Genomic DNA, 23,355 nt, shown 5'->3' with positions numbered 1-23,355 from the left:
GCAGGTTCGATTAGCGAAGCGGAATCGGATGCGGCAACGGGTGTGAAGTAACAGAGATCGGAGCAAACATGGCACAACCCAGACTGAAAATGCGCCTCGGCGACCTGCTGGTACAAGAGCAGATCATCTCTGATGATCAGCTGCAGCTTGCCCTGCAGCAGCAGCGTCAGACCGGCCGCAAGCTGGGCACCACCCTCATCGACCTCGGCTTTATCAGCGAGGTGCAGCTGTTGCAGTTCCTCGCCCGCCAGCTGGATGTGCCCTTCTTCGATCTCAACAACCTCACCATCGACGCCGCCGCGGTGCCGCTGCTGCCCGAAGTGCAGGCGCGTCGCTATCGGGCGCTGGTGGTCAACCTTACCGACGACAAGGTGACGGTGGCGATGTCGGACCCGGCGGATCTGAGCGCACTGGATGCCGTCGCCGCCCTGCTCAGCCCGCGCATCATGGTGCTGGCGGTGGCGCGGGAAGGGCAGCTGCTGGAGTATTTCGACCGCCTCTATCGCCGGACCCGCGAGATTGAGAGTTTCGCCGAACAGCTGCAGGAGGAGTATCAGGACTCCGGCTTCGAGCTGGGCTCCAGCAATCTGGGAGCCAATGACGAGGGGGAGGCGACGGTGGCCAAGCTGCTGCGCTCCCTGTTCGAGGATGCGGTGCAGGTGGGGGCGTCGGATATCCACATCGAACCGGACGAGAAAGTGCTGCGCATTCGCCAGCGGATCGACGGTATCCTGCACGAGAACATCCTCAACGAGGTGCGCATCGCCCAGGCGCTGGTGCTGCGTCTCAAGCTGGTGGCGGGGCTCGATATCTCCGAGAAGCGCTTGCCGCAGGATGGCCGTTTCAACATGAAGGTGCGCGGTCGCGATGTGGATGTGCGGATGTCCACCATGCCGGTGCAGTATGGCGAGTCTGTGGTGATGCGTCTGCTGGATCAATCCTCCGGCATCCTGTCGCTGACCGAGACCGGCATGCCGCCGGAGATCCTGACCCGTTTCCGTCGTCAACTCAAACGGCCGCACGGGATGATCCTGGTGACCGGCCCGACCGGTAGCGGCAAGACCACCACCCTCTATGGCGCCCTCTCCGAGCTCAACCAGTCCAGCAACAAGATCATCACGGTAGAAGACCCGGTGGAGTATCGCCTCTCCCGCGTCAATCAGGTGCAGGTCAATCCCAAGATCGGCCTCACCTTCTCCAATGTGCTGCGCTCCACCTTGCGTCAGGATCCGGACATCCTGCTGGTGGGCGAGATGCGGGACAACGAGACGGTAGAGATCGGTCTGCGTGGCGCCATCACCGGTCACCTGGTGCTGACCACCCTGCACACCAACGATGCGGTGACCAGTGCTTTGCGCCTTATCGACATGGGGGCGCCCGGCTATCTGGTGGCGAGTGCCCTGCGGGCGGTGGTCGCCCAGCGGCTGGTGCGGCGGGTATGTGAGCACTGCGTCGAGGAGAAGGCGCCCGACGAAGGACAGGCCACCTGGCTCACTGTGCTCTCCGGCGAGGCGCCAGGCCAACACACCTATCACAAGGGCCGGGGTTGCCAGAGCTGCAACTTTACCGGTTATTCCGGCCGGATCGGGGTCTACGAGCTGCTGGAGCTGGATCAGCCGATGATGGATGCCCTGCGCCGCAACGATGCGGAAGGGTTCGCCAAGGCGGCCCGTCAACACGAACACTACCGGCCGCTTGCCCTCACCGCCCTCGATTATGCCCGTCAGGGGATCACCTCGGTGGATGAGGTGCTGCGACTGGCCGAGGATTTGGGGTAAGCGATGGCTAACTTTGCCTACAAGGGGCGTGACAGCCAGGGCAACGCCACCAGTGGCGTGGTCGAAGCGGCCAACGAGATGGCGGCCGCCGAACAGCTGATGCGCCGTGGCGTGATGCCCACCGAGCTCAAACCGGGCAAGGCCAAATCCGCTGCCATCGACTGGTCACTGTTGCTGGAAGGGGGCGTCAAGCTGGACGAGCTGGTGATCTTCAGCCGCCAGATGTATGCCCTGACCCGGGCCGGGATCCCGATCCTGCGTGCCATCGCCGGGCTGGAGGAGAGCACTCACAGCAAGCCGCTCAAGCGGGCGCTTCACTCGCTGGGGGAAGATCTTGGCAACGGTCGCCCGCTCTCCAGCTCGATGCAGGCGCACCCCAAGGTATTCAGCAGCCTGTTTGTCGCCATCATCCATGTGGGTGAGAACACAGGTCAGCTGGAAGAGTCCTTTTTGCAGCTCGCCAACTATTTCGAGCTTGAGCTGGAGACCCGCAAGCGGATCAAGACCGCCATGCGCTACCCCAGCTTCGTGATGATCGCCATCGGTATCGCCATGGTGATCCTCAATATCATGGTGATCCCGGTGTTTGCCGGCATGTTCGCCAAATTCGGGGTGGAGTTACCGCTGGCGACCCGCATTCTACTCGCCACTTCCCACTTTTTTGTCCACTACTGGTGGCTGCTGCTCGCCATTCTGGCGGGGATGGTGTTTGGCTGGCGCCGCTGGGTCGCTACACCCAAGGGCAAGCTGACCTGGCACCGCTGGCAACTCAAATTGCCGATCGTCGGCACTATCATAGAGCGCTCCCTGCTGGCCCGTTTTGCCCGCAGTTTTTCCATGATGCTCAAAGCCGGCGTGCCCCTCAACACTGCGCTGACCCTGGTGGCTGATGCGGTTGATAACGCCTGGATGGCGGGGCGGGTGCGGGATATGCGCGCTGGTATCGAGCGGGGCGAGAGCCTGCTGCGCACCGCCAGCAGCAGCGGCCTGTTCACCCCGCTGGTGATGCAGATGATCGCCGTAGGGGAGGAGACCGGTCAGGTCGATGACCTGCTGCACGAAGCGGCCGAGTATTACGAGCGGGAGGTGGATTATGACCTCAAGAGTCTCACCGCCCGCATCGAGCCGATCCTGATCGGGATCGTAGCGGTGATGGTGCTGATCCTGGCGCTGGGTATCTTCACTCCCATGTGGGACATGATGCGCGCAGTTCGCGGCAAGTAATCTTGCTGGAACTGGATATCTTCACGCCTGAGTGGTGGGACATGATGCGAGCCGTAAGAGGCATGTGATCGGTGGAGTCGAGGGCTGGATGAGCAGACAGACGCAGCAGGATGATCGCTGGCTGACCGGATATCGGCGGATCGCCGTGATCATCCTGTTGATGGTGATTGTTGCTACGTTGGTGCGTAGCTATCAGGGGCACCGGGAAGAGGCGCAGCAGCTCACCCTCACCCTGCTGGGGGAGCAATTTGCCGAGCGGGCACAGCGTTTGCACGGCATTTGGCTCGATGAGCGGCGCCCGCAGACACTGCATGTCGCTGGCAAGGGGTGGCAGTTTGATGCCCGAGGGTGGCCCCTGGGGCTGGTGCCGCTGCAATCCCCTTCGGAAAATTGCCGTCAATTGTGGCTGGCACTGATGGGTGAGACGAAGGGGGGCGTGCCTCCCCTGCAGGTTCTGGCCCGTCCCGATGGCAGTGGTTGCGAGATGGGGTGGGATGGTTATTGGCTGGTTTATCAGTTTTCTGACGGGCGGGTGATGAAAAAGCCTTGAATGAAACCAATCATATGACCCAACTACATGATTTTTTTGGGCCTGCATGAAATAATGTGGGGCATTACGGAGGGAGCATGACAATGAAACCAATGGCACCAACAATGCCGGAAAACGGGATGAGGAGACGATCTGCCGGCTTCTCCCTCATTGAGCTGGTGATCGTTATCGTGATCCTGGGGATCCTGGCGGTGACTGCGCTGCCACGCTTTCTCGATGTGACCGATGAAGCGAAAAAGGCCAGCGTCGAGGGAGTCTCCGGCGGTTTTGCTACCGGCGTTTCGCTGGTGCGTGCTCAATGGGAGGCGGAAGGTCGCGCCAAACAGGACAGCCTCAATACCGTGCTCTATGACGGCAGCCGCTTCTATCTGACCACTCCGACCGATACCCAGATCAGCAACGGCGAGCTGTCGCCCGGCTATCCCATGGATACCATTGCAAGCGGTAATCCCGATGTGGATCCGGCCAATCTGACCGCCGAACGTTGTCTCAATATTTGGGAGGGGTTACTGCAAAACCCGCCCAAGGCTACGGCCAGCTTCAATGAAGTGCGCGGTAGCGGCAATGACCTGAAATACTATGCCACAGTGAGCAGTAATGGACTGGATTCGGTCTGCCGTTACTATTTGGTCAATAGTTTGAGTAAGGGCAGTGATGGCAAGTATCAGGATCCGCAAGGCAAGACTGATGCATTTATGAGTTTCAGTTACCGTCCGGCGTCCGGTCAGGTGACCACAAATATTAATTAACAGAGGAAAGTGAAATGAAAAAACAGGCGGGTTTTACCCTGATCGAACTGGTTATCGTGATCATCATTCTGGGTATTCTGGCGGTCACCGCTGCACCCAAGTTCCTGAATTTGCAGGATGATGCTCGTAAAGCAGCTGCAGATGGTGTCAAAGCATCTCTGCAAAGCTCTTCCCAGTTGGTATATAGCAAAGCTGCAATTCTGGGAATTGAGGGTACCTCTGGTGCTGTTTCTGTAGCCGGTACCACAGTTAACACCAAATTTGGTTACCCACTCACCACAGATGCAGGTAAAACTGTTGCTCTGGATGGCTGGAGTGAAGTGTCTGGTACTCCTGGTACTTTTAAACCCAGCAACGAACCTAACAGTAAGTGTGCTGTGACTTATGCGAATACTATTACTGCTGTAGGTGGCGTACCCTCCATCGCAGTAAGTACTGAATGCGGTAAATAATGATTAAAAAGGCGAGGCTTCGGCCTCGCTTTCTCTTTTCCCTGATGAGAAGTCCCATGCCTGCAACCAAGGGCTTTACCCTGATTGAACTGGTACTGGTGATCCTGTTACTCGGGATTCTGGCCGCCTTTGCCGTGCCAAAATGGCTGGGCAAAGGCGGCTTTGAAACTCAAACCGTGCGTGACGAGCTGCTTACCCGGCTGCGGCTGGTACAGACCGTCAATATGCACGAACCGGCCAATCGTTGTACCTCACTGCGGGTTGACGAGGGCCAGTTTGGCCACAGCACGCTTTCCCCTTGTGGTGATCCTGCGGCTATATCGAGCTGGAACGCTAATCAGCTCACCCGTGGCCGTCCGGTGACCCTGTCAGCCGGGATCTCCCTCTCCTCGAACAAGGGCACGCCTCCTTTTGTTATCCGCTTTGATCAGATGGGCCGCCCGCTCGGTAGCTGCGCCGGTGGCTGCGAGCTGCAAGCCACAGATGGTCACGAAACCAGCCGCATCCAGATTGAGTCTGAGGGGTTTATCCATGAGATCCCTTAAGCGTGGTTTTACCCTGATTGAGCTGATCGTCGGCATCGTGCTGCTGGCCGTGGCCTTGACCGGTATGTTGGGGTTACTTATCAATCAAGCACCTCAGGCAGTGGATCCGGTGCAGCAGGTGCGCGCCGCCCAGCTTGCCCAGCGCCTCTCCGGCGAGATCCTGCAAAAGTCGTTTGATGAACATTCGGATCATAACGGTGGTCGTTATCGTTGTGGCGAGACCTTTAATGGCCAATTTTATGGGGATTGCAGTTGCCCTGTTGGCGTGGCATGTACCCAGCAACCTCCTGCTCCGACGATTGCTGGTTGGCAGCCTAGTCAATATGGTCCTGATGGTGAGCCCGCATCCTATGCCTATAACGATGTGGATGATTTCGATACCGCAGGTAATTGGGTGGATGCCAACAGCCTGACTCAGACTGCAGCGGGAGTCGGCGGTGAGGAGTATCGCAACTATCAGGTGAAAATTGTGGTGAGCGGAGCCGATTTCAGCGACGGCACCTTCAAGAGTTGTGCCGCACCCTGTTCTGTGGGTAAGCGTATTGATCTGCAGATCAAGCTACCGGATCAGAGCGTGCTCGACTTCTCCTTCTACCGGGGGAACTACTGATGGATCGCTCTGCTGTCGGGGGTTGCCTCTCTACCAGAATATCAGCGCCCCTAGCCAACTCCGGCGCCAGATTACGCCTGGTGGCCAATCGAACCTACCACAAACCTCGGGGTAACCGTGGCTTTACCCTGGTCGAGCTGGTGATGGTCATCCTGCTGCTCGGGATAATGGCGACCTTTACCAGCCAGTTTATCGGTATCGGTACCCAGATTTATGGCGATGCCAGCAGCCGTGAGCAGCTGATGAGCGATGCCCGCTTCGCCATGGAGCGGCTTAACCGCGAACTGCGCGATGCGGTGCCGGGATCGGAGCGGATCGAGACGACTGGCGGGGCATGGGTCGACTCCGGTGCCTGTCTGCGGTTTTGGCCCATCAGCACCTCCAGCCGCTATCTGGCGCTTAACCGTGCTATGTCGGGGAGCACGGCCACCCTTGAGCTGGTGATGGCGACCCCGGCTTCTGCTGCCAACCCACTGGATGTGGATGCCACCGCCATCAAAAAAAATGATCAGCTGATCGTCTTCCCTGTGCCGGACAAAAATGCCGGTTCGCTCACGGCTGGCTGCGATTATGGCCGCTGCGTGGCCAAGGTCACGGATGTGCTGACGCCCGTATCCGGAGCGCAAACCATACGCTATACCAGTGCCGAGAGCCTGGCTGGTCTCTCTCCGGGCAGCCGGGTCTACTTTGCCAACCAGCAGGTACGTTACTGTGTGGAAGGAAACACGCTGATCCGTGCCACTGCCCCCATTGGAGCATCCTTACCTGCACAAGGCGTATTGATGGCCGATTCCCTTCGTATTGGAACCTTCTATCGGGAAACCTCGGCGTTTAACGCCGAAGGGGAGTTTGGCATGCGCTTTGTGTTCGAACGCAAGGGGGAGTCGGTCACCTTCAACCACAAGATCGAGGTGTTCAATGTCCCGTGATGCACTCCCGGCAGGACGGATGCGTGGTAGCGCCCTGATGATCGCCCTGTTTGTGATCGTGGTGATGGCGCTGCTGGCGGCCGCCATGGGCCGTTTTCTGGTCGACAGTAGCGAGAAAAATACCGTGGAGGTACGCAGTGTGCGTGCTCTGCTGGCCGCCCAGAGCGGGCTGGAGATTGCTCTGTATCAGCTGTTTCCGAACCGGCCTGCTGCGCCATCTCCCCAGGATCGTTGTGACTGGATCAGCCCGACCCCCTCGTTCACCGGCGTTACCGGTCTGGTGCAGTGCCAAGTTGCTGTGCGTTGCACTCAGGTTCCGGTGACCTATAACGGTGCCGTGACTAATGGCTATCGTCTCGAGAGTGTCGGAACCTGTGGTTCCTCTGAACTGGATAGTGCGAGTCCCGATTTTGCCGTGAGCAGAACTCTGATGCTTGAAGCGTATGACGGAGGCGGACAATGAAATGGGTATGGGCGCTTGCCCTCTTTACTGGCCATGTCTGGGCCTTCGACCCTATCGACACAGGCACGCTCTTTCCGGATGTGGTGCAAGGGCATCATGGCAACAACAATAACGTTTGCCATCAGATTAGCGGCTACCAGCTTAGCCAACTCAACAACGCCAAGATCAACGGTTCCGGCGGTTTGCCTCTCAACTTCTGCTCCATCCAGCCGGATCAGAACAATACGCCGCGCTGCGATGATGGTACTGGCGGCTACATGGTTTGTAGCGTTACTGGCAAAGATATCCGCGGGCTGTCCCTGAGCGGGAATAATGCTTTTCCCGCCATCACCTCCAATTCGACCCAGCTCTGTTCGTTCGGTGCGCAAACGGCTTCCAGTACCTCTTATGGTGCGATGACGGTAGAAAACTGCACTATGACGTTCCCCAGCCGCAGCACCTACCTGATCAAGACGCTGACAGTGCGCAACAACGCGATCCTGGTGCTGGGGGAGGGGGATTACTTCATCGACAAGCTGATTCTGGACAGCGGTACCATCCGTCTCTCAGGCAGTGGCACCACCCGGATTTTCGTCAATCAGGATGTCAAGCTGGTCAATACGGTCAATATCAATGCCAATAATCAGGGCAGTCTCATCTGGGTTAACTATAACGACATGGTGATCGACAACCGCACCACGTTTTATGGTTATCTCTATGCCGATGGGAAGCTCACCATGAACAATAATGCCACCGTCTATGGCAGGGTGACGGCCCGCTATCTGGCCATGGATGCCCAGTCCAGCATCAATGAAGCGGTACTTCCGCCGATGCTGACCTGTTTTGTCGACGGTTTCGAAAGCAGCCAGATCAACCCCGACAGTTGGGTCGTGGCTCAGCGCAACAACAGCACATTGCCATCGGTGCAGAATGGTCGCCTGCGTCTTACCCAGAACGTCACCAACCAGGCCACGTCGGCCACTTTCCAGCGCCTCTTCCCCGGGGCTGGTAACCTGGTGACGGTCGAGTTCGATCAATACGCCTACAAGACTTCCGGCACAAGCGGGGCGGATGGCATGGCGGTGGTGCTCTCGGATGCCACCCTGACGCCACAACCAGGTGCGTTTGGTGGCCCCCTAGGATACGGTTTCAAGACCGGGATCAGTGGTTTTGCGGGCGGCTGGCTTGGTGTCGGGATCGACGAATACGGCAACTACGCCAATGAGGGGGGGTCTTATAATATCGGCTCCCGACCGCAGGCCGTATCTATTCGCGGATCCGGCTCCGGTACCTCCGGTTACCGCTACCTGGCCGGAACCGCCAGCAATCTCAACCCGACCGTCGACAGCGGTACCAACAGCAATCGCCCCCACCGCTATCGCATTACGGTCGACTCTCGCACGGCGGGCAACTCGGTGGCCACCGTCGAACGGGATAGCGGTGACGGGTTTCGTACGCTCGTTGGTCCAATCAACATGACGAGCCAGACCGGCCAAGCGACAGTACCGGGCAACTTCCTGCTGTCATTGACTGGGTCCACCGGGTCGGTGACCAACTTCCACGAGATCGATAACGTGCGGATCTGTGCGCTGCGTTCCAGTCCAGTGGGCACCCAGATCGATCATTTCGAATTCGATCACAGCGGCAATGCGCTGACCTGCAACCCTGAAACCCTGACCATTCGGGCCTGTGCCAATGCCGACTGCAGCCTGTTGGTGACCGAGCCCGTGACTGCCACCCTGCAACCCGCAACGAGTACCAGCGGTGGTTGGGTGGGAGGCAATCAAGTGAGCTTCAGCGGAGGAACCACCACGCTGGCGCTGCGACAGAATACCGCCGGTACGGTGACCGTCGGGGTCAGCGGCTCGACGCCCTCGACCAAACCGTTGAGTACCACCCTGTGCCGGGTTGGCGGTGGCGCCAAGAGTGCGGCTGCCTGTACGCTCACCTTTGCCGACAGCGGATTTATCTTCGACGTGCCCGACACCTACTCGAACCAGCCGCAGACGGTGACCATCAAGGCGGTCAAGAAGAGCGACGTGACCAGGCAGTGCGTGCCGGGGTTTGCCAACCAGAGCAAGAGCGTCAAGTTCTGGGGTAGCTATATCACCCCCACCAGTAACCCCTATAACAGCCAGATGAGCGTCAACAGCAGTACGATTGGTGCCAGTCAGGGCGCTGCAACGCCGCTCTCCCTCGCATTCGATGCTCAGGGGCAGTCGACCATAACGGTTAAGTACCCGGACGCGGGCAAGGTGCAACTGGATGCCCGTTATGATGGTACCGGCAGTGAAGCCGGTCTGGTGATGCTCGGCGCGGATCAGTTTGTAGCGCGTCCGGTGGGCTTGTGCATTACCCCTCCGCAAGGGGTATGCGCGGCAGGTGATAGCAGCTGTCCAGTCTTCAAAAAAGCGGGGGAGACGTTTCAGGTAGATATCAAGGCGATGGCCTGGGAGTCGGCTAATGATGGGGATATCTGCGCAGGAAATCAGACTACGCCCAACTTTGTGCTGAGTGGCATTGGCTTGGGTAGCACCTTGGTGGCACCAAGCCCCGGCTCCAATGCCGTATTGGGTACTTCTACTTACAACCACGTGGCAGCGACCAACAGTGTCAATAGCCTTAGCCAGACTGTGAGCGAGGTGGGAGTGTTCCGGATGACGGCGACGCCACCAGCCAATGGCTACTTCAATTACACCATCCCATCAGCCCAGAGCCAGCCGGTGGGGCGTTTTATTCCTGCCGACTTCAATCTGGTCAGCGGTGATATCGTGCCGGCCTGCAATGCGTTCTCCTACATGGGCCAGCCCTTTGGCATTGCGTTGGATGTGCTGGCTCGTAACACGACGGGTGTACAGACCCTGAATTATACGGGGCCCTTTGCCAAGGGGAGTGCTTTTATCTCGGTTGCCAATAACCTGGATGGTAAATCCCTGTCGAACCGCTTGCGCAGTTTGCAGCCGTTGCCATGGCTAAATGGCCGGGCGACTTTGACTGCCGGTAGCAGCGAGTTTGTGCGCCTCTCTGACACGCAACCGGATGGTCCCTACAACTCTTTGCTGTTTGGCCTTTATATGAGGGATAACGATGGCGACAGAACGCTGATTGCCAGCCCGAATTTCAATGATGCCGTAGTGGGTAACTGCAGTGGCCGCGGTTGTAATGCCCGTTTAATCGACAGTGTGCCAATGAAAGCCTATTTCGGCCGCCTGCAGGCGGGCACGGAGGCAGGCCTGGCCTCGGCGCCGCTGGCCATTCCGCAGCAGATGCAATATTACGAAGCGGGCAACTGGTTGTTGAACAAGGAAGATCAATGTACCCAGCTCTCTTTGGCCAATCAGGGGTTCACTTTCCTCAACCCGAGTCACACCTTTGATGGGGCCAGCCGTGACCTGGAGCTGGGGGCGGGTCGCAAGATAAAGCTGGGGTTGGGCAGTTCGGCACCGGGTGGGGAGGCTGCACTGGCGAAAGACGGGGAGATCCTGTTCCACTTTGCCAAGCCGGACATCTCGGTGCGCATCCCCTACAAGGTCGAATTGGCAAAACAGCCGTCGCAGCCACTCTGGTTGTCTGACCCAACGAGTGCCAATGACGGCAACCTGCAAGGTGAGGCCATTTTCGGCTCCAGCCGGGGTAATGACAGAATTATTTATCGGCGCGAAGTATTGCACTGAATGATGTGAAAGGAGGAATGGCTCAACAGCATCCCCCTAAATCCTTGTTTATTAGTGTTTGCAAGCGTGTGCGAGTGAGTGATGACTCGCATTTTTGTCGCGCCTGATTGATTGGCGACAGTTTGAGCGCTTGCCCATTGGGGTGGGCATTGGTAAAGTTAGCCGGTTTTCTGCACCTCCAAATTCTTAGGATTTCCCGTAGCCATGTTCAAAAAGCTCAGAGGCGTCTTTTCCAACGATCTGTCGATCGATTTGGGAACTGCCAACACCCTGATCTATGTAAAAGATCAAGGGATCGTCCTTAACGAACCCTCAGTTGTCGCCATTCGCCAAGAGCGCGGGAACGCCAAATCGGTCGCTGCTGTCGGTCATGCCGCCAAGCAGATGCTGGGCCGTACCCCGGGCAACATCTCCGCGATCCGCCCGATGAAAGACGGCGTGATCGCCGATTTCTACGTGACCGAGAAGATGCTGCAGCACTTCATCAAGCAGGTTCACGACAACAACTATTTCCGCCCCAGCCCGCGCGTGCTGGTGTGTGTACCGTGCGGTTCAACCCAGGTTGAGCGTCGCGCCATCAAGGAATCCGCACTGGGTGCCGGTGCCCGTGAGGTCTACCTGATCGACGAGCCTATGGCCGCTGCCATCGGTGCCGGCCTGCCGGTCTCCGAAGCGACCGGTTCCATGGTCGTGGATATCGGTGGTGGTACCACTGAAGTGGCCATCATCTCCCTGAACGGTGTGGTCTACTCCCAGTCTGTCCGTATCGGTGGCGACAAGTTTGACGAAGCGATCATCAGCTACGTCCGTCGCAACTACGGCAGCCTGATCGGTGAAGCGACTGCCGAGCGCATCAAGCACGAGATCGGCTCCGCCTACCCGGGCGAAGAGGTGCGCGAGATTGAAGTACGTGGTCGCAACCTGGCTGAAGGTGTGCCGCGCAGCTTTACCCTCAACTCCAACGAGATCCTGGAAGCGCTGCAAGAGCCGCTGTCCGGTATCGTGGCTGCCGTGATGGTTGCGCTGGAACAGTCTCCGCCGGAACTGGCATCCGACATCTCCGAGCGCGGCATGGTGCTGACCGGTGGTGGTGCGCTGCTGAAAGATATCGACCGTCTGCTGATGGAAGAGACCGGTATCCCCGTCGTCGTTGCCGAAGATCCCCTCACCTGTGTGGCCCGTGGCGGCGGCAAGGCGCTGGAGCTGATCGATATGCACGGTGGCGATCTGTTCCACTACGAATAAGACCCAAAGCCGGCCAGCGTGCCGGCTCTTTTTTGACGACCCATGAAACCCATTTTTGGTAGAGGCCCTTCGCTTCAGTTACGGTTGTTTCTCGCCGTCATCATCTCCATTGCTGCCATCGTCGCGGATTCTCGCTTCGGTGTGTTCAGCCACGTCCGCGTCTACCTCAGTTCGTTAGTCAGTCCGTTGCAGTACATGGCCAATGCGCCCGGCACCCTGCTCGACACCATGTCGACCCAGGTGCAGACCCGCGCCGATCTCATCGAGCAGACCAAGCAGCAGGAGCAACAGCTGTTTACCCTGCGTGCCCGTCTGCTCAAAATGGATCAGCTGGAGCACGAGAACCAGCGGCTGCGTGAGCTGCTCGGTTCGCCGGTGCACAAGGAGTCCCGCAAGATGGTGGCCGAGCTGCTGTCAGTGGATTCTGACCCCTTCAGCCATCAGGTGCTGATCAACAAGGGGGCGCTGGATGGCGTCTACAACGGTCAGGCGGTGATCAACGATCAGGGGGTGATTGGTCAGGTGCTCCACGTGGGCTCCACCACCAGTCGTGTGCTGCTGATCACCGACTCCAGCCACGGCATTCCGGTGCGGGTGCTGCGCAACGACTTGCGCGCCATTGCCTCCGGCAGTGGCGAGCTCGACAAGCTTGAGCTGCGCAACCTGCCGCGCAACACCGATATTCAGGTGGGTGATCTGCTGGTTACCTCGGGCCTTGGTGGTCGTTTCCCGGAAGGTTATCCGGTGGCGACTGTGACCCGCTCCGAGTATGTGGAGGGCAAGCCCTTCGCCCAGGTCGAGGCCAAGCCGCTGGTGGAACTGGACAGGCTGCGTTATCTGCTGCTGCTGTGGACCGACAAGAAGCCTGAAGTACATGATGAGGATGGCGAACGGGCGGCTCCCGCTGCGTCCGCTGCAGGAGCCACTCGCTGATGCTAGAACCCGCCAGCGGCAGGATCTGGATCTGGATCTCGATCCTGCTGGCCTTGAGCCTGTCGATCCTGCCGCTTCCTTTCGAATTTGACCCCTTCCGTCCGGACTGGCTGGCCATGGTGCTCATTTACTGGGCACTGGCCTTGCCGCACCGGGCCAATGTCGGCACCGCCTGGGTGGCCGGCCTGCTGCTGGATGTGCTGCTTGGCAGCACCCTCGGCGTGCGGGCGATGGCGATGGCCATCACTACCTATCTGGCCGCCTTCCAGTTCCAGAAGATCCGCAACTTTTCCCTCTGGCAACAGGCCCTGATCATCGGTGGGCTGTCGCTGGTGGGCAAGCTGACGGTGTTCTGGGCCGAGCACCTGTTCAGCCGGGCCAGCCTCAACTTCGCCTACTTTTGGTCGATGTTGACGACGATGCTAATATGGCCCTGGGTATTTCTGGTGCTGCGCAAGGTGCGGCGCCGCTTCAATATCAGGTAAATATGAGCAAAAACAACGAACTGCAACTCTATCTCGCCTCGGGTTCTCCCCGTCGTCGCGAACTGCTGACCCAGCTTGGCTATCGTTTTGATGTGCTGAAACTGGATGTACCGGAGCAACGGGAAGAGGGGGAGAAGCCGCAAGATTATGTCTGTCGTCTCGCTCGCGACAAGGCGATGGCGGGTGTGGCGTGTGCGCCGACAGCGTTGCCGGTGCTGGGGGCCGACACCATAGTGGTGCTGGGGGATAGGGTGCTGGAAAAACCGTCCGATCTGCTCGATGCCAAGGATATGCTGGAGGCGCTCTCCGGCAAGGTGCATCAGGTGATGACCGCGGTGGCGCTGGCCAGCCCCGAGCGTTGTGACGTGCGACTGGTCACCACCAACGTGGCGTTTCGCAAGCTGGACGAGGCCGAGATCGAGGCTTACTGGCAAACCGGCGAGCCCTGTGACAAGGCCGGGGCCTACGGCATTCAGGGTATTGCCGGCAAGTTTGTCAGCCGTATCGAAGGGAGCTACAGCGCCGTGGTCGGCCTGCCGCTGCTGGAGACGGATCTATTGATCAAGCAGCATCTGGAACAACACAAGTAATTTTCCGTCAGCTGTGCTCTGCTGCGTTCTTCCTTGCGCGCGTTGTACCGGATTGGCTGTATAAGAATTCAAAACTGGAACAGGCAAGGTTAGTTATGTCGGTAGAACTGCTGGTTAACGTTACCCCCTCCGAAACCCGGGTCGCTCTGGTCGAAAACGGTCTGCTGCAGGAAGTGCATGTAGAGCGTCAGGCCAAACGCGGCATTGTCGGCAACATCTACAAAGGCAAGATAAGCCGGGTGCTCCCTGGCATGCAGGCAGCCTTCGTCGATATCGGCATGGACAAGGCGGCCTTTTTGCACGCCTCCGATATTGTGCCCCATACCGAGTGTGTGGCGGTGAAGGAGAAGGAGCAGTTCCAGGTCGGCAATATCGCCGAGCTGGTGCGTCAGGGGCAGGACATCATGGTGCAGGTGGTGAAAGACCCGCTGGGTACCAAGGGTGCCCGTCTCACTACCGATATCACCTTGCCTTCCCGCTATCTGGTCTTTATGCCGGGCAGCGCTCACGTCGGCGTCTCCCAGCGAATCGAGTCCGAAGCGGAGCGGGAACGCCTCAAGCGCACCGTGGCCGGTTATGTGGATGAGCTGGGTGGCTACATCATCCGTACCGCCGCCGAAGGGGTGGGGGAGCAGGAGCTGGAGCAGGATGCCGCCTTCCTGAAGCGGCTGTGGCGCAAGATCCTCGAGCGCAAGCAGAAGTATCCCCCCTGCAAGATCCTCTACGAGGATCCCAGTCTGGCCTTTCGGGTGGTGCGCGATTTCGTCGGTGCAGAACTCGACAAGATCCGCGTCGACTCGCGCCAGAGCTTCGATCAGCTCAAGCGCTTCACCGAAGAGTACGTGCCTGAGCTGGCCAGCAAGCTGGAGTACTATCCCGGCGAGTCGCCCATCTTCGATCTCTATGACGTGGAGAACGAGATCCAGCGGGCGCTGGAGCGCAAGGTGGAGCTGAAATCCGGCGGCTACCTCATCATCGACCAGACCGAAGCCATGACCACGGTGGATATCAACACCGGCGCCTTTGTCGGCCACCGCAATCTGGAAGAGACCATCTTCAATACCAACGTCGAGGCGACGGCGGCCATCGCCCGTCATCTGCGCCTGCGCAATCTCGGCGGCATCATCATCATCGACTTCATCGACATGCAGTCGGAAGATCACCGCCGCCGGGTGCTGCACAGTCTGGAGCAGGCGCTGTCCAAGGACCGCGCCAAGACCAACGTCAACGGCTTCTCCCAGCTGGGTCTGGTAGAGATGACCCGCAAGCGCACCCGCGAGAGTCTGGAGCATGTGCTCTGCTCCGAGTGCCCCGAGTGCAAAGGGCGCGGCCGGGTCAAGACGGTGGAGTCGGTCTGCTTCGAGATCCTGCGGGAGATCATCCGGGTCAATCGTGCCTACGATGCGGATCAGTTCACCGTCTACGCAGCCCCTGCCGTGGCCGACTACCTCCATGGCGAGGAGTCCCACAGTCTGGCGGAGCTGGAAGTGTTTATCGGCAAACAGGTGCGGGTAGTGAGCGAACCCCTCTGTGGTCAGGAGCAGTTCGACGTGGTGATGATGTAATTGGTCTATCGCTGGCTGAGTCGGGGCTGGTTGGCCCTGGGGGTCCTGTTCGTACTGATGGCCATGCTGGTCACCCTGGTACGGGTTGGTGGCCCTTTGCTGAATCAATACCGGGAGAGTCTGATCCACACTCTGCTGGGTGATTCACAACTCAAGGTCAGCGTGGAGCAAGTGGGGCTGGACTGGACACAGTCCGGGCCCGCGCTCGAACTACAGCAACTCGCCATCGCCCCGGATTCGGGGCGTTTTACCGTACAGCTCGGCAAAGCCTGGGTGCACCTCGACTTCTGGCGCACCATTAACGAGCTCAAGCCGGTGTTTGGCGAGCTGATCCTGAGCGATGGCGATATCACCATCGACTTGCGCCAACCGGCTGACGACAGCCCCTCCGGCGATCCCCAGCAGGGCGCCCTGCTGCGCTTTCTGCTGACCCAGCTATCTACCTTCGATGTGCACAACACCCGCCTCAGCGTCACCACCTCCCTCGGTGATCTGCGTGCTCTCGATATCGCCCAGCTGCGCTGGCAGAACCGTGGCAAGCGCCATCAGGGGGTTGGCAAGGCTTACCTCATCAACGGGGTAGGCGAGAGCACCCTGGACCTGATACTCGATGTAGATACGCCACAAGATCGGCTCGATCGCCTCAAGGGGCAGCTCTATATGGGTGCCCGCCAGCTCGATATTACCCCGACCCTCGCCAGGATCCATGCTGGTGAACCCAAGGTGGCCGGGCAGCTCGATTTCCAGCTCTGGAGCGAGTTTGACAGCGGCAAGCTGGGCAATACCCTGCTGGCGTTTGGCAACAACTACCTGATCTGGAAGGATCCCAAGAAAGGGGATATGCACCGTTTCGGCCTCGATGGTGGCAAGATCCAGCTGCGCCGTGAGGGCACCGACTGGCAGCTGGCCAGCCACAACGTCACCTTCAAGCTGGATGGCAAACCCTGGTTGCAGAGCCGCTTGCAGCTGGAGCGGGTCGGGGATCGGGTGCAGGGTTATCTGCCCAGCATAGAGTTCGACAAGATCACCCAGATCAGTCAGCTGGTCTCGGCGCTTTACCCCACACTCTGCGAGACCCTGCGCCAGACCAATCCGCAGGGTTCGGTGCAGGATCTGACGCTGCTGGCCAATGCCGATTGGCAGGATCTCTCCCTCAGCGGCCGCTTCAGCAAGGTGCGCCTCAAGGCGTGGCAGGATATACCCGGGATGCAGGATCTCAACGGCGAGTTCTGGCTTACCCCGACCGGCGGTAGCGCCAGATTGGCGCTGGCGAATGACAAGGTGGATCCCGCCCGTCACTTCAAGATGCCGATCCCGGTCGACAACTTCTCGGCCCGCCTCGACTGGTGGCGCGAGGAACAGGGCTGGGTGCTCTACGGGCAGGATATCGCGCTGGATAACCCGGATCTGACCCTGGCCAGCCGTTTCCGCCTCGATCTGTTCGAGCACCCTTTCCTCGCCCTGACCGGTCGCATCGATGTGAAGAATGCGGGCCATGCGGATCGCTACTTCCCGCTGCAGGCGATGGACAAGGGGCTGGTGGATTACCTGAGCGGCGCCATCAAGGGGGGCAAGGCCAAGGGGGCCGACCTGCTCTGGTATGGCGAGTTTCGGGATTTCCCCTACGACAACGGCAAGGGCATCTTCCAGGTGGCGGTGCCGCTGGAGCAGGCCACCTACGAGTTCTTCCCCGGTTGGCAACCGCTCACTGACCTGCAGATCGATCTCTTGTTCCAGAATGCCGGTCTCGATATGCGCAGCCGATCCACCAAACTCGGTAAGGCGAGTTCCGACTCGGTGCATGCCTGGATCCCGGATCTCTCCCCCGGCGCCCACCTCTATGTGGATGCCAAGGTGCAGGGGGAGGGCAAGGCCATCAGCGACTACCTGCAGGACTCCCCGCTGGGCAGTTCGGTAGGTCAGGCGCTGCGGGAGATCGAGATCCGCGGCCCGATGGCTGGTTCGGTCAAGCTCGATATTCCTCTCGATGGCGAAAGCGAGGTCAAGGCGAGCGGTGATGCCACCTTCAGCAACAACAAGGTGCGGGTCGCCAGTCTGGACCTGCCGCTGGAGAAGGTGCAGGGGCGCCTCGAATATGACAACGAACAGACCCGCTTCAGCAACCTCAAGGCGAGCCTGTGGAACCAGCCGCTGACCCTCGACTATCAGGGGCGCCAGCATCCGGATCACTATCAGGTCGACCTCGATTTCAAGGGGCAGTGGGATAGCCGCCGCCAGCCCGCAGCCATCTCCTCGTACGGTATCCTCAACGGTCGCAGCAACTGGGGCGGCAAGCTCGGGTTGACCTTGCCCGACAGCAAGCCGTTCAGCTTCCAGCTGGCGCTCGACTCCAACCTGCAGGGGATGGGGCTGGATCTGCCGCTGCCGCTGGCCAAGAGCAGCGCCAGCCGGCTGCCGCTCAAGGTGATCGCCCGTGGCCGGGATGGCAGCGCCGACATTCGTGCCGTACTGGGGGCTGATGTGGATATGCAGACCCGACTGGTCTACGGCGAGGGGGTGCCTTATCTCAGCCGGGTGCGGGTCGATGTGGGCCAGCCGGGCGCCCGGGTAATGCGCGATGCTCCCATGCTGCTTGCCATCAACCAGCAGGAGGCCGATGTCGGTGGCTGGCTGGCCAGACTCAAGCAGTGGCTGCCAGCGCAGAACCAGACCGGCAATGCGGTGGTCGGCCCGGCCTTCCTGCCGCAGGAGTGGTGGGTGGATGGACAGCTGGCTCGCGCCTATATCGGCAGTGCCACCCTCAAGGCGGCGCGTTTCACCGTGGGGCCGACCAATCAGGCGACCGAAGTGATGATCGACAGCCCCGATGTGATGGGGGTGATCCGCCTGCCCGCAGTGGCCAATCGCCCGGTGGATGCCAAGTTTGCCCGCATCTACTGGTCCGGCAAGAGTTCGGATCTCAGCCCGGATCCCGATGCCAAACAGGACAACGCCATCATGGCATCCATCCCCTGGTTGAAGGTGAGTTGTGTCGATTGCCGCTTTGGCGAGCTACCTCTTGGTGAAGTGAAAGGGGAGCTGGTGCCCGGCGCCAACAAGGTGACCCTCAAGGGGCTGGATGTGCGGCTGGCGGGGAGTCAGCTCACCGGCAGCGTCGACTGGCTGGCCGATGGCAACCGGATGGAGACCCGCGCTCGTGGCAAGTTGACCAGCAACAACAGCGAGTTATTGCTCAAGCGGCTCGGCTACACCTCGCCCATCGGCGATGCCCCCGGCTCCCTCGCCTTTGATCTGAACTGGCAGGATGTGCCCTATCGCCCGAGCCTGCCGACTCTGGGGGGAAGTGCCAACTATCAGCTGGAGGGCGGCACCCTGCGCGAGGTCAACGACAAGGGGGCGCGACTGCTCTCCCTGCTCAGCCTCGATTCCCTGCTGCGCAAACTGCGGCTCGATTTTCGCGATGTGTTCGACAAGGGCTTCTACTTCGAATCCATGTCCGCCTCTGCCACCATCAAGCAGGGGCTGGTCAGCAACGATGATTTCTATATGAAGGGGGCGGCAGGCAACCTGCGCGGCGAGGGGATCGCCGATCTGGTGCGCTGGCGGCTCGACTACGAGCTGAGCTTCTCTCCCAATCTGGGGGGCACCCTGCCTGTGGTGGCGGCCTTCTCCATCACGCCGGTCACGGGTCTCTATGTGCTGGCCCTCTCCAAACTGCTGGAGCCGGTAGTGGATGTGGTGACCCGCATCGATTTTCGCATCTCGGGGCCGCTCGACGCACCCAAGCTGATTGAGGCGGGACGAGATCGCGCACGCATCAAGCTCAACCAGCAGCAGAAAGAGGCGGTTGACGCCGTTGCCCCCGGCCTGCCGACCCAAGAGGTGACCCCTTTCCTGCTGAGTCCCAAACACGCGGGGCCCGCTCAGCGCTGAACGAGCGGCCCGGCACCATCACAAGGAGTGAGCCATGATCCGACATATCCTGCTGATCGCCTTCAAGCCGGACACCCAGCCTGCCCAGATAGATGCGGTGCGTACCGCCTTTCTCGCCATTCCCCACCAGGTCAGTGGCGTGACCGCCGTGGAGTGGGGGGAGAATGACAGCCCGGAGGGGAGGGATGGTGGCTTTACCCACAGCGTACTGATGACCTTTGCCGACGAAGCGGCTCGCCAGCGCTATCTGCCCCATCCTGATCACGATGCCCTCAAGGCCATCTTCCGCCCGGTGCTGGAGCGCATCATAGTGCTGGATTACACCCTGCAGGCGGGGGATGCTGTCACTGTCTAATGGCCCAAGCGACAAGGAGAACGTCATGTGGTTAGCCGCAATACAGCTGGTATCTGGCCGTCACTGGCAGGATAACCGGGAGCAGATCGCCGCAGAACTGGCGGCCTTGCCCAAAGAGCAGCCGCTGCTGGTGCTGCTGCCGGAGAACTTTGCCCTGTTTGGCGAACGGCAGGGTTATCTGGATGGGGCCGAGGCCATAGGTGAGGGCCCGATCCAGCAGCAACTGGCTGAATGGGCACGCGATTACGGCATCTGGCTGGTGGCCGGGGCTATGCCGACAAGAATGCCGACCACCATCGCAGATTCCGACCATATCCACACCAGCTCGCTGGTGTTTAACCCCAGCGGTGAGCTCAGGGGCCACTACCACAAGATCCACCTGTTCGACGTGGATGTGGCGGATAATCACGGCCGCTATCGTGAGTCGGAGACCTTCAGCCCGGGGGAAGCGCCTGTGTTGGTGGACTCTCCCTTTGGTCCCCTCGGCCTCTCGATCTGTTATGATTTGCGCTTTCCCGAGCTCTACCGTCAGTTGGCCCGTGCCGGTGCCCGCGTGCTGCTGGTGCCTGCCGCCTTTACCGCCGTGACCGGCGAGGCGCACTGGGAGCCGCTGCTGCGGGCTCGCGCCATCGAAAACCAGTGCTACGTAGTCGCTGCCAATCAGGGCGGCACTCACGAAACGGGGCGCCAGACCTGGGGCCACAGCATGGTGATCGACCCCTGGGGTCGGGTGCTGGCGAGCAAAGAGTCCGGGCGCGGCACAGTGCTGGCGAAGATGGAGCTCGGGCTTATCGACGAATTGCATCGCACCATGCCAGTGCTGCAACACGCCCGTTTGCTCTGATGGTGTGGTGAAAAATTGAAACGCAGCCGTTTGCCCGTGCTGGAGCATACCCGTTTGTTGTGATGGTGTGGCTTGTCGCCAACCCGTCGGCAAGACGATTTAAAACAGCTCGTTACGAGAGTGGAGAAGAAGATTGAGTCTATTGAGCCAGGTTAGTGCCTCCCTGTTGGCCCCGAATGACCTCGACGAAGGGCGCCTGCAGCAGCTGCTCGGCAGCCTGATGAGCCATCAGGTCGAGTTCGGCGATCTCTATTTCCAGCGCAGCTGGCACGAGTCCTGGATGCTGGAAGATGGCATCGTCAAGGATGGCAGCTACAACATCGATCAGGGGGTCGGGGTGCGCTCCGTCAGCGGCGAGAAGACCGGCTTCGCCTACTCGGACGAGCTGAGCCTGTTGGCGCTGCAACAGTCGGTGACTGCCGCTCGCGGCATCGCCGCCGCAGGTGCTCACGGCAAGGTGAAGGCGTGGGCCCGCACCGAAGCGAACCTGCTCTATCCGGCCATGGATCCGCTGCAGACCCTCGACAAGCATCAGAAGATCGCCCTGCTGGAGCAGATGGACAAGTTCGCCAGAAGTCTGGATCCCGCCATCAATCAGGTGATGGCCTCCATCAGCGGCGTCTACGAAGAGGTGCTGGTGGCCGCCACCGACGGCACCCTGGCCGCGGATGTGCGTCCGCTGGTGCGTCTGTCGGTGACTGTGATCGCCGAGAAGGGTGATCGCCGCGAGCGTGGCAGTGCCGGTGGCGGCGGCCGCTTTGGTTACGACTGGTTCCTCGAACTGGACGGGCTGGAGAGCCGCGCTTTTGGCTATGTGCGTGAGGCGGTGCGTCAGGCACTGGTCAATCTGGAAGCCATCGACGCGCCAGCCGGCACCATGCCGGTGGTGCTCGGCGCCGGCTGGCCCGGCGTGTTGCTGCACGAGGCAGTGGGTCACGGTCTGGAGGGGGACTTCAACCGCAAGGGCTCTTCCGCGTTTGCTGGCCGTATCGGCGAGCAGGTGGCCTCCAAACACTGCACCATCGTCGATGACGGCACCCTGCCGGGTCGGCGTGGCTCCGTCTCCATCGATGACGAGGGGACGCCGGGTGGCTACAACGTGCTGATCGAGAACGGCATTCTCAAGGGTTACCTGCAGGACAAGCAGAATGCCCGTCTGATGGGGGGGCCGCTCACCGGCAACGGTCGCCGTGAGTCCTACGCCGCCATGCCGATGCCGCGCATGACCAACACCTATATGCTGGCGGGTCAGTACGATCCGGCCGAGATCATCGCCTCGGTGAAGAAGGGCATCTATGCCCCCAACTTCGGCGGCGGTCAGGTGGACATCACTTCCGGCAAGTTTGTCTTCTCCGCCTCCGAGGCCTACCTCATCGAGGATGGCAAGATCACCGCCCCCATCAAGGGGGCGACCCTGATCGGTAACGGCCCCGAAGCGATGAGCCAGGTCTCCATGGTAGGCAGCGATCTTGCGCTGGATCGCGGTGTCGGCATCTGCGGCAAGGAGGGGCAGAGCGTACCGGTCGGTGTCGGCCAGCCCACCCTCAAACTGGACCAGCTCACCGTGGGTGGCACCCAGTAAGCCTCGACGCAGAACAAGAACAGAGAGAAACCATGCTTACCCTGTCGAAAATATCCAATATCAGGAGCCAGCTCTCCCCCAGCGAGCTCAAGATTGCCGATTACATCCTCTCCTGTCCGGAACAGGTGACCCACTTCTCCTCTCAGGAGCTGGCCCAGCAGGCGGAGGTGAGCCAGTCGAGCATAGTGAAGTTCACCCAGAAGATCGGGTTCAAGGGCTTCACCGCCTTCAAGCTGGCGGTCAGCGAGGATCTGGGGCGCAAGCATGCCATCAAGACCGACAATGTCGGTGATCTCTACAATGGCATCGGGCGAGACGATGATCTGGAGACCATGGCCAAGAAGCTGGCGCAGGAGAAGATAAATTCTATTATCGAGACCACTCAGGCTCTCGACAGTGCTCTGCTGAAGCAGGTACTCGACACCATAGATGGCGCCGGGCGGGTACAGCTGGTGGGGATTGGCGGTTCTGCACTGACCGCCAAGGATCTCTGGTACAAGTTGCTCAAGATTGGCGTAACTACACTGTTTGCCCAGGATAGCCATGTGCAGATCTCCATCGCCCAGACCCTGGGACCGGGTGATGTGCAGCTGGTCATCTCCTATTCTGGCGCCAGCCGTGATGTGCTGGCGGCGGCCGAGCTGGCCAAGCGCAATGGTGCCACCCTGATTGCCGTGACTTCGTTCCGGCAAACCCAGTTGCGCCAGATGGCCGACATGGTGCTGGATACGGTGGCGGAGGAGAACGAACTGCGTATCTCTTCCATCTCCTCCCGTACCGCCCAGAACACCATTACCGACATCCTGTTCCTCGGCCTGGTGCAGCGCAGAGACGAGCGAGCCTGGGCCCTGATTGACGGTACCCGGGATGCCATCGACCGACTCAACAAGGAGTGATGCCTGCTCTCCC

General features: G+C 60.0%; 20 protein-coding genes. All 20 read left to right on the top strand.

The features are described from left to right. Nucleotides 1-68: 68 nt before the first annotated feature. The 20 genes from mshE to LRL22_RS12295 all read left to right on the top strand — a co-directional run bounded on the left by mshE (nucleotide 69) and on the right by LRL22_RS12295 (nucleotide 23,342). Nucleotides 69-1,778: an MSHA fimbrial ATPase MshE gene (gene mshE, locus LRL22_RS12390; protein WP_270905499.1), complete on the top strand. Its 1,710-nt coding sequence runs from the start codon at nucleotides 69-71 to the stop codon at nucleotides 1,776-1,778. A gap of 3 nt (nucleotides 1,779-1,781) precedes the next feature. Beyond that, on the top strand, nucleotides 1,782-3,002 hold the full coding sequence (locus tag LRL22_RS12385) for a type II secretion system F family protein (RefSeq protein WP_270905498.1): 1,221 nt from the start codon (nucleotides 1,782-1,784) through the stop codon (nucleotides 3,000-3,002). An 88-nt stretch (nucleotides 3,003-3,090) separates the two neighbouring features. Then, complete coding sequence (locus LRL22_RS12380) at nucleotides 3,091-3,552, top strand: hypothetical protein (RefSeq protein ID WP_270905497.1); 462 nt, start codon at nucleotides 3,091-3,093, stop codon at nucleotides 3,550-3,552. Between the two features lie 77 nt (nucleotides 3,553-3,629). Beyond that, a complete protein-coding gene (locus LRL22_RS12375; protein ID WP_064337483.1) occupies nucleotides 3,630-4,301 on the top strand; it encodes a prepilin-type N-terminal cleavage/methylation domain-containing protein in 672 nt (223 codons plus the stop codon). Between the two features lie 14 nt (nucleotides 4,302-4,315). After that, nucleotides 4,316-4,753, top strand: a complete 438-nt coding sequence (locus LRL22_RS12370; protein WP_139409366.1) for a prepilin-type N-terminal cleavage/methylation domain-containing protein — start codon at nucleotides 4,316-4,318, stop codon at nucleotides 4,751-4,753. A 56-nt stretch (nucleotides 4,754-4,809) separates the two neighbouring features. Beyond that, nucleotides 4,810-5,298: a prepilin-type N-terminal cleavage/methylation domain-containing protein gene (locus LRL22_RS12365; RefSeq protein WP_270905496.1), complete on the top strand. Its 489-nt coding sequence runs from the start codon at nucleotides 4,810-4,812 to the stop codon at nucleotides 5,296-5,298. After that, a complete protein-coding gene (locus tag LRL22_RS12360) occupies nucleotides 5,285-5,908 on the top strand; it encodes a prepilin-type N-terminal cleavage/methylation domain-containing protein (protein WP_270905495.1) in 624 nt (207 codons plus the stop codon). Before LRL22_RS12365 ends, LRL22_RS12360 begins: the two co-directional genes overlap by 14 nt. Then, complete coding sequence (locus LRL22_RS12355; protein ID WP_270905494.1) at nucleotides 5,908-6,837, top strand: type II secretion system protein; 930 nt, start codon at nucleotides 5,908-5,910, stop codon at nucleotides 6,835-6,837. Before LRL22_RS12360 ends, LRL22_RS12355 begins: the two co-directional genes overlap by 1 nt. 37 nt (nucleotides 6,838-6,874) lie before the next feature. Continuing rightward, nucleotides 6,875-7,300 carry an MSHA biogenesis protein MshP gene (locus LRL22_RS12350; protein WP_216954499.1) on the top strand — a complete coding sequence of 142 codons (426 nt, stop codon included), beginning with the start codon at nucleotides 6,875-6,877 and terminating at the stop codon, nucleotides 7,298-7,300. Beyond that, nucleotides 7,297-10,953 (top strand): DUF6701 domain-containing protein, encoded by a 3,657-nt coding sequence (locus LRL22_RS12345; RefSeq protein WP_270905493.1) that lies wholly within the window; start codon nucleotides 7,297-7,299, stop codon nucleotides 10,951-10,953. The genes LRL22_RS12350 and LRL22_RS12345 overlap by 4 nt, the downstream gene beginning before the upstream one ends. 204 nt (nucleotides 10,954-11,157) lie before the next feature. Beyond that, nucleotides 11,158-12,198 (top strand): rod shape-determining protein, encoded by a 1,041-nt coding sequence (locus LRL22_RS12340; RefSeq protein WP_005340051.1) that lies wholly within the window; start codon nucleotides 11,158-11,160, stop codon nucleotides 12,196-12,198. Between the two features lie 42 nt (nucleotides 12,199-12,240). Beyond that, nucleotides 12,241-13,131, top strand: a complete 891-nt coding sequence (gene mreC / locus LRL22_RS12335; protein WP_270905492.1) for a rod shape-determining protein MreC — start codon at nucleotides 12,241-12,243, stop codon at nucleotides 13,129-13,131. Then, nucleotides 13,131-13,616: a rod shape-determining protein MreD gene (mreD, locus tag LRL22_RS12330; RefSeq protein ID WP_270905491.1), complete on the top strand. Its 486-nt coding sequence runs from the start codon at nucleotides 13,131-13,133 to the stop codon at nucleotides 13,614-13,616. The genes mreC and mreD overlap by 1 nt, the downstream gene beginning before the upstream one ends. A 2-nt stretch (nucleotides 13,617-13,618) precedes the next feature. Then, complete coding sequence (locus tag LRL22_RS12325) at nucleotides 13,619-14,206, top strand: Maf family protein (protein WP_227341517.1); 588 nt, start codon at nucleotides 13,619-13,621, stop codon at nucleotides 14,204-14,206. Nucleotides 14,207-14,301: 95 nt separating this feature from the next. Further along, nucleotides 14,302-15,771 (top strand): ribonuclease G, encoded by a 1,470-nt coding sequence (gene rng / locus LRL22_RS12320; RefSeq protein WP_005340056.1) that lies wholly within the window; start codon nucleotides 14,302-14,304, stop codon nucleotides 15,769-15,771. Next, nucleotides 15,772-19,665, top strand: a complete 3,894-nt coding sequence (locus LRL22_RS12315; RefSeq protein WP_270905490.1) for a YhdP family protein — start codon at nucleotides 15,772-15,774, stop codon at nucleotides 19,663-19,665. It begins immediately after the preceding gene. A gap of 34 nt (nucleotides 19,666-19,699) precedes the next feature. Further along, entirely contained in the window at nucleotides 19,700-20,020 is a 321-nt protein-coding gene (locus tag LRL22_RS12310; RefSeq protein ID WP_149153723.1) for a Dabb family protein, read from the top strand. 25 nt (nucleotides 20,021-20,045) lie between these two features. Beyond that, nucleotides 20,046-20,864, top strand: coding sequence for a carbon-nitrogen hydrolase family protein (locus LRL22_RS12305; RefSeq protein WP_270905489.1), 819 nt, complete (start codon nucleotides 20,046-20,048; stop codon nucleotides 20,862-20,864). A gap of 133 nt (nucleotides 20,865-20,997) precedes the next feature. After that, nucleotides 20,998-22,446: a metalloprotease TldD gene (tldD, locus tag LRL22_RS12300; RefSeq protein ID WP_270905488.1), complete on the top strand. Its 1,449-nt coding sequence runs from the start codon at nucleotides 20,998-21,000 to the stop codon at nucleotides 22,444-22,446. A gap of 32 nt (nucleotides 22,447-22,478) precedes the next feature. Continuing rightward, nucleotides 22,479-23,342: an SIS domain-containing protein gene (locus LRL22_RS12295; RefSeq protein WP_108588468.1), complete on the top strand. Its 864-nt coding sequence runs from the start codon at nucleotides 22,479-22,481 to the stop codon at nucleotides 23,340-23,342. Nucleotides 23,343-23,355: the final 13 nt, after the last annotated feature.

The organism is Aeromonas sp. PI_26 (assembly GCF_027854445.1).
Taxonomy (GTDB): domain Bacteria; phylum Pseudomonadota; class Gammaproteobacteria; order Enterobacterales; family Aeromonadaceae; genus Aeromonas; species Aeromonas veronii.
This window is presented reverse-complemented; position numbering and strand designations above follow the sequence as displayed.

Excerpts from the sequence above, each read along its gene's own strand:
- LRL22_RS12340 (WP_005340051.1), top strand. The coding sequence starts at position 11,158 with ATGTTCAAAAAGCTCAGAGGCGTCTTTTCCAACGATCTGTCGATCGAT.
- LRL22_RS12380 (WP_270905497.1), top strand. The coding sequence starts at position 3,091 with ATGAGCAGACAGACGCAGCAGGATGATCGCTGGCTGACCGGATATCGG.
- LRL22_RS12295 (WP_108588468.1), top strand. The coding sequence starts at position 22,479 with ATGCTTACCCTGTCGAAAATATCCAATATCAGGAGCCAGCTCTCCCCC.
- mreC (WP_270905492.1), top strand. The coding sequence starts at position 12,241 with ATGAAACCCATTTTTGGTAGAGGCCCTTCGCTTCAGTTACGGTTGTTT.
- mreD (WP_270905491.1), top strand. The coding sequence starts at position 13,131 with ATGCTAGAACCCGCCAGCGGCAGGATCTGGATCTGGATCTCGATCCTG.
- LRL22_RS12325 (WP_227341517.1), top strand. The coding sequence starts at position 13,619 with ATGAGCAAAAACAACGAACTGCAACTCTATCTCGCCTCGGGTTCTCCC.
- LRL22_RS12375 (WP_064337483.1), top strand. The coding sequence starts at position 3,630 with ATGACAATGAAACCAATGGCACCAACAATGCCGGAAAACGGGATGAGG.
- LRL22_RS12385 (WP_270905498.1), top strand. The coding sequence starts at position 1,782 with ATGGCTAACTTTGCCTACAAGGGGCGTGACAGCCAGGGCAACGCCACC.
- LRL22_RS12365 (WP_270905496.1), top strand. The coding sequence starts at position 4,810 with ATGCCTGCAACCAAGGGCTTTACCCTGATTGAACTGGTACTGGTGATC.
- LRL22_RS12305 (WP_270905489.1), top strand. The coding sequence starts at position 20,046 with ATGTGGTTAGCCGCAATACAGCTGGTATCTGGCCGTCACTGGCAGGAT.
- LRL22_RS12310 (WP_149153723.1), top strand. The coding sequence starts at position 19,700 with ATGATCCGACATATCCTGCTGATCGCCTTCAAGCCGGACACCCAGCCT.
- LRL22_RS12345 (WP_270905493.1), top strand. The coding sequence starts at position 7,297 with ATGAAATGGGTATGGGCGCTTGCCCTCTTTACTGGCCATGTCTGGGCC.
- LRL22_RS12355 (WP_270905494.1), top strand. The coding sequence starts at position 5,908 with ATGGATCGCTCTGCTGTCGGGGGTTGCCTCTCTACCAGAATATCAGCG.
- LRL22_RS12350 (WP_216954499.1), top strand. The coding sequence starts at position 6,875 with ATGATCGCCCTGTTTGTGATCGTGGTGATGGCGCTGCTGGCGGCCGCC.
- LRL22_RS12360 (WP_270905495.1), top strand. The coding sequence starts at position 5,285 with ATGAGATCCCTTAAGCGTGGTTTTACCCTGATTGAGCTGATCGTCGGC.
- rng (WP_005340056.1), top strand. The coding sequence starts at position 14,302 with ATGTCGGTAGAACTGCTGGTTAACGTTACCCCCTCCGAAACCCGGGTC.
- LRL22_RS12370 (WP_139409366.1), top strand. The coding sequence starts at position 4,316 with ATGAAAAAACAGGCGGGTTTTACCCTGATCGAACTGGTTATCGTGATC.
- mshE (WP_270905499.1), top strand. The coding sequence starts at position 69 with ATGGCACAACCCAGACTGAAAATGCGCCTCGGCGACCTGCTGGTACAA.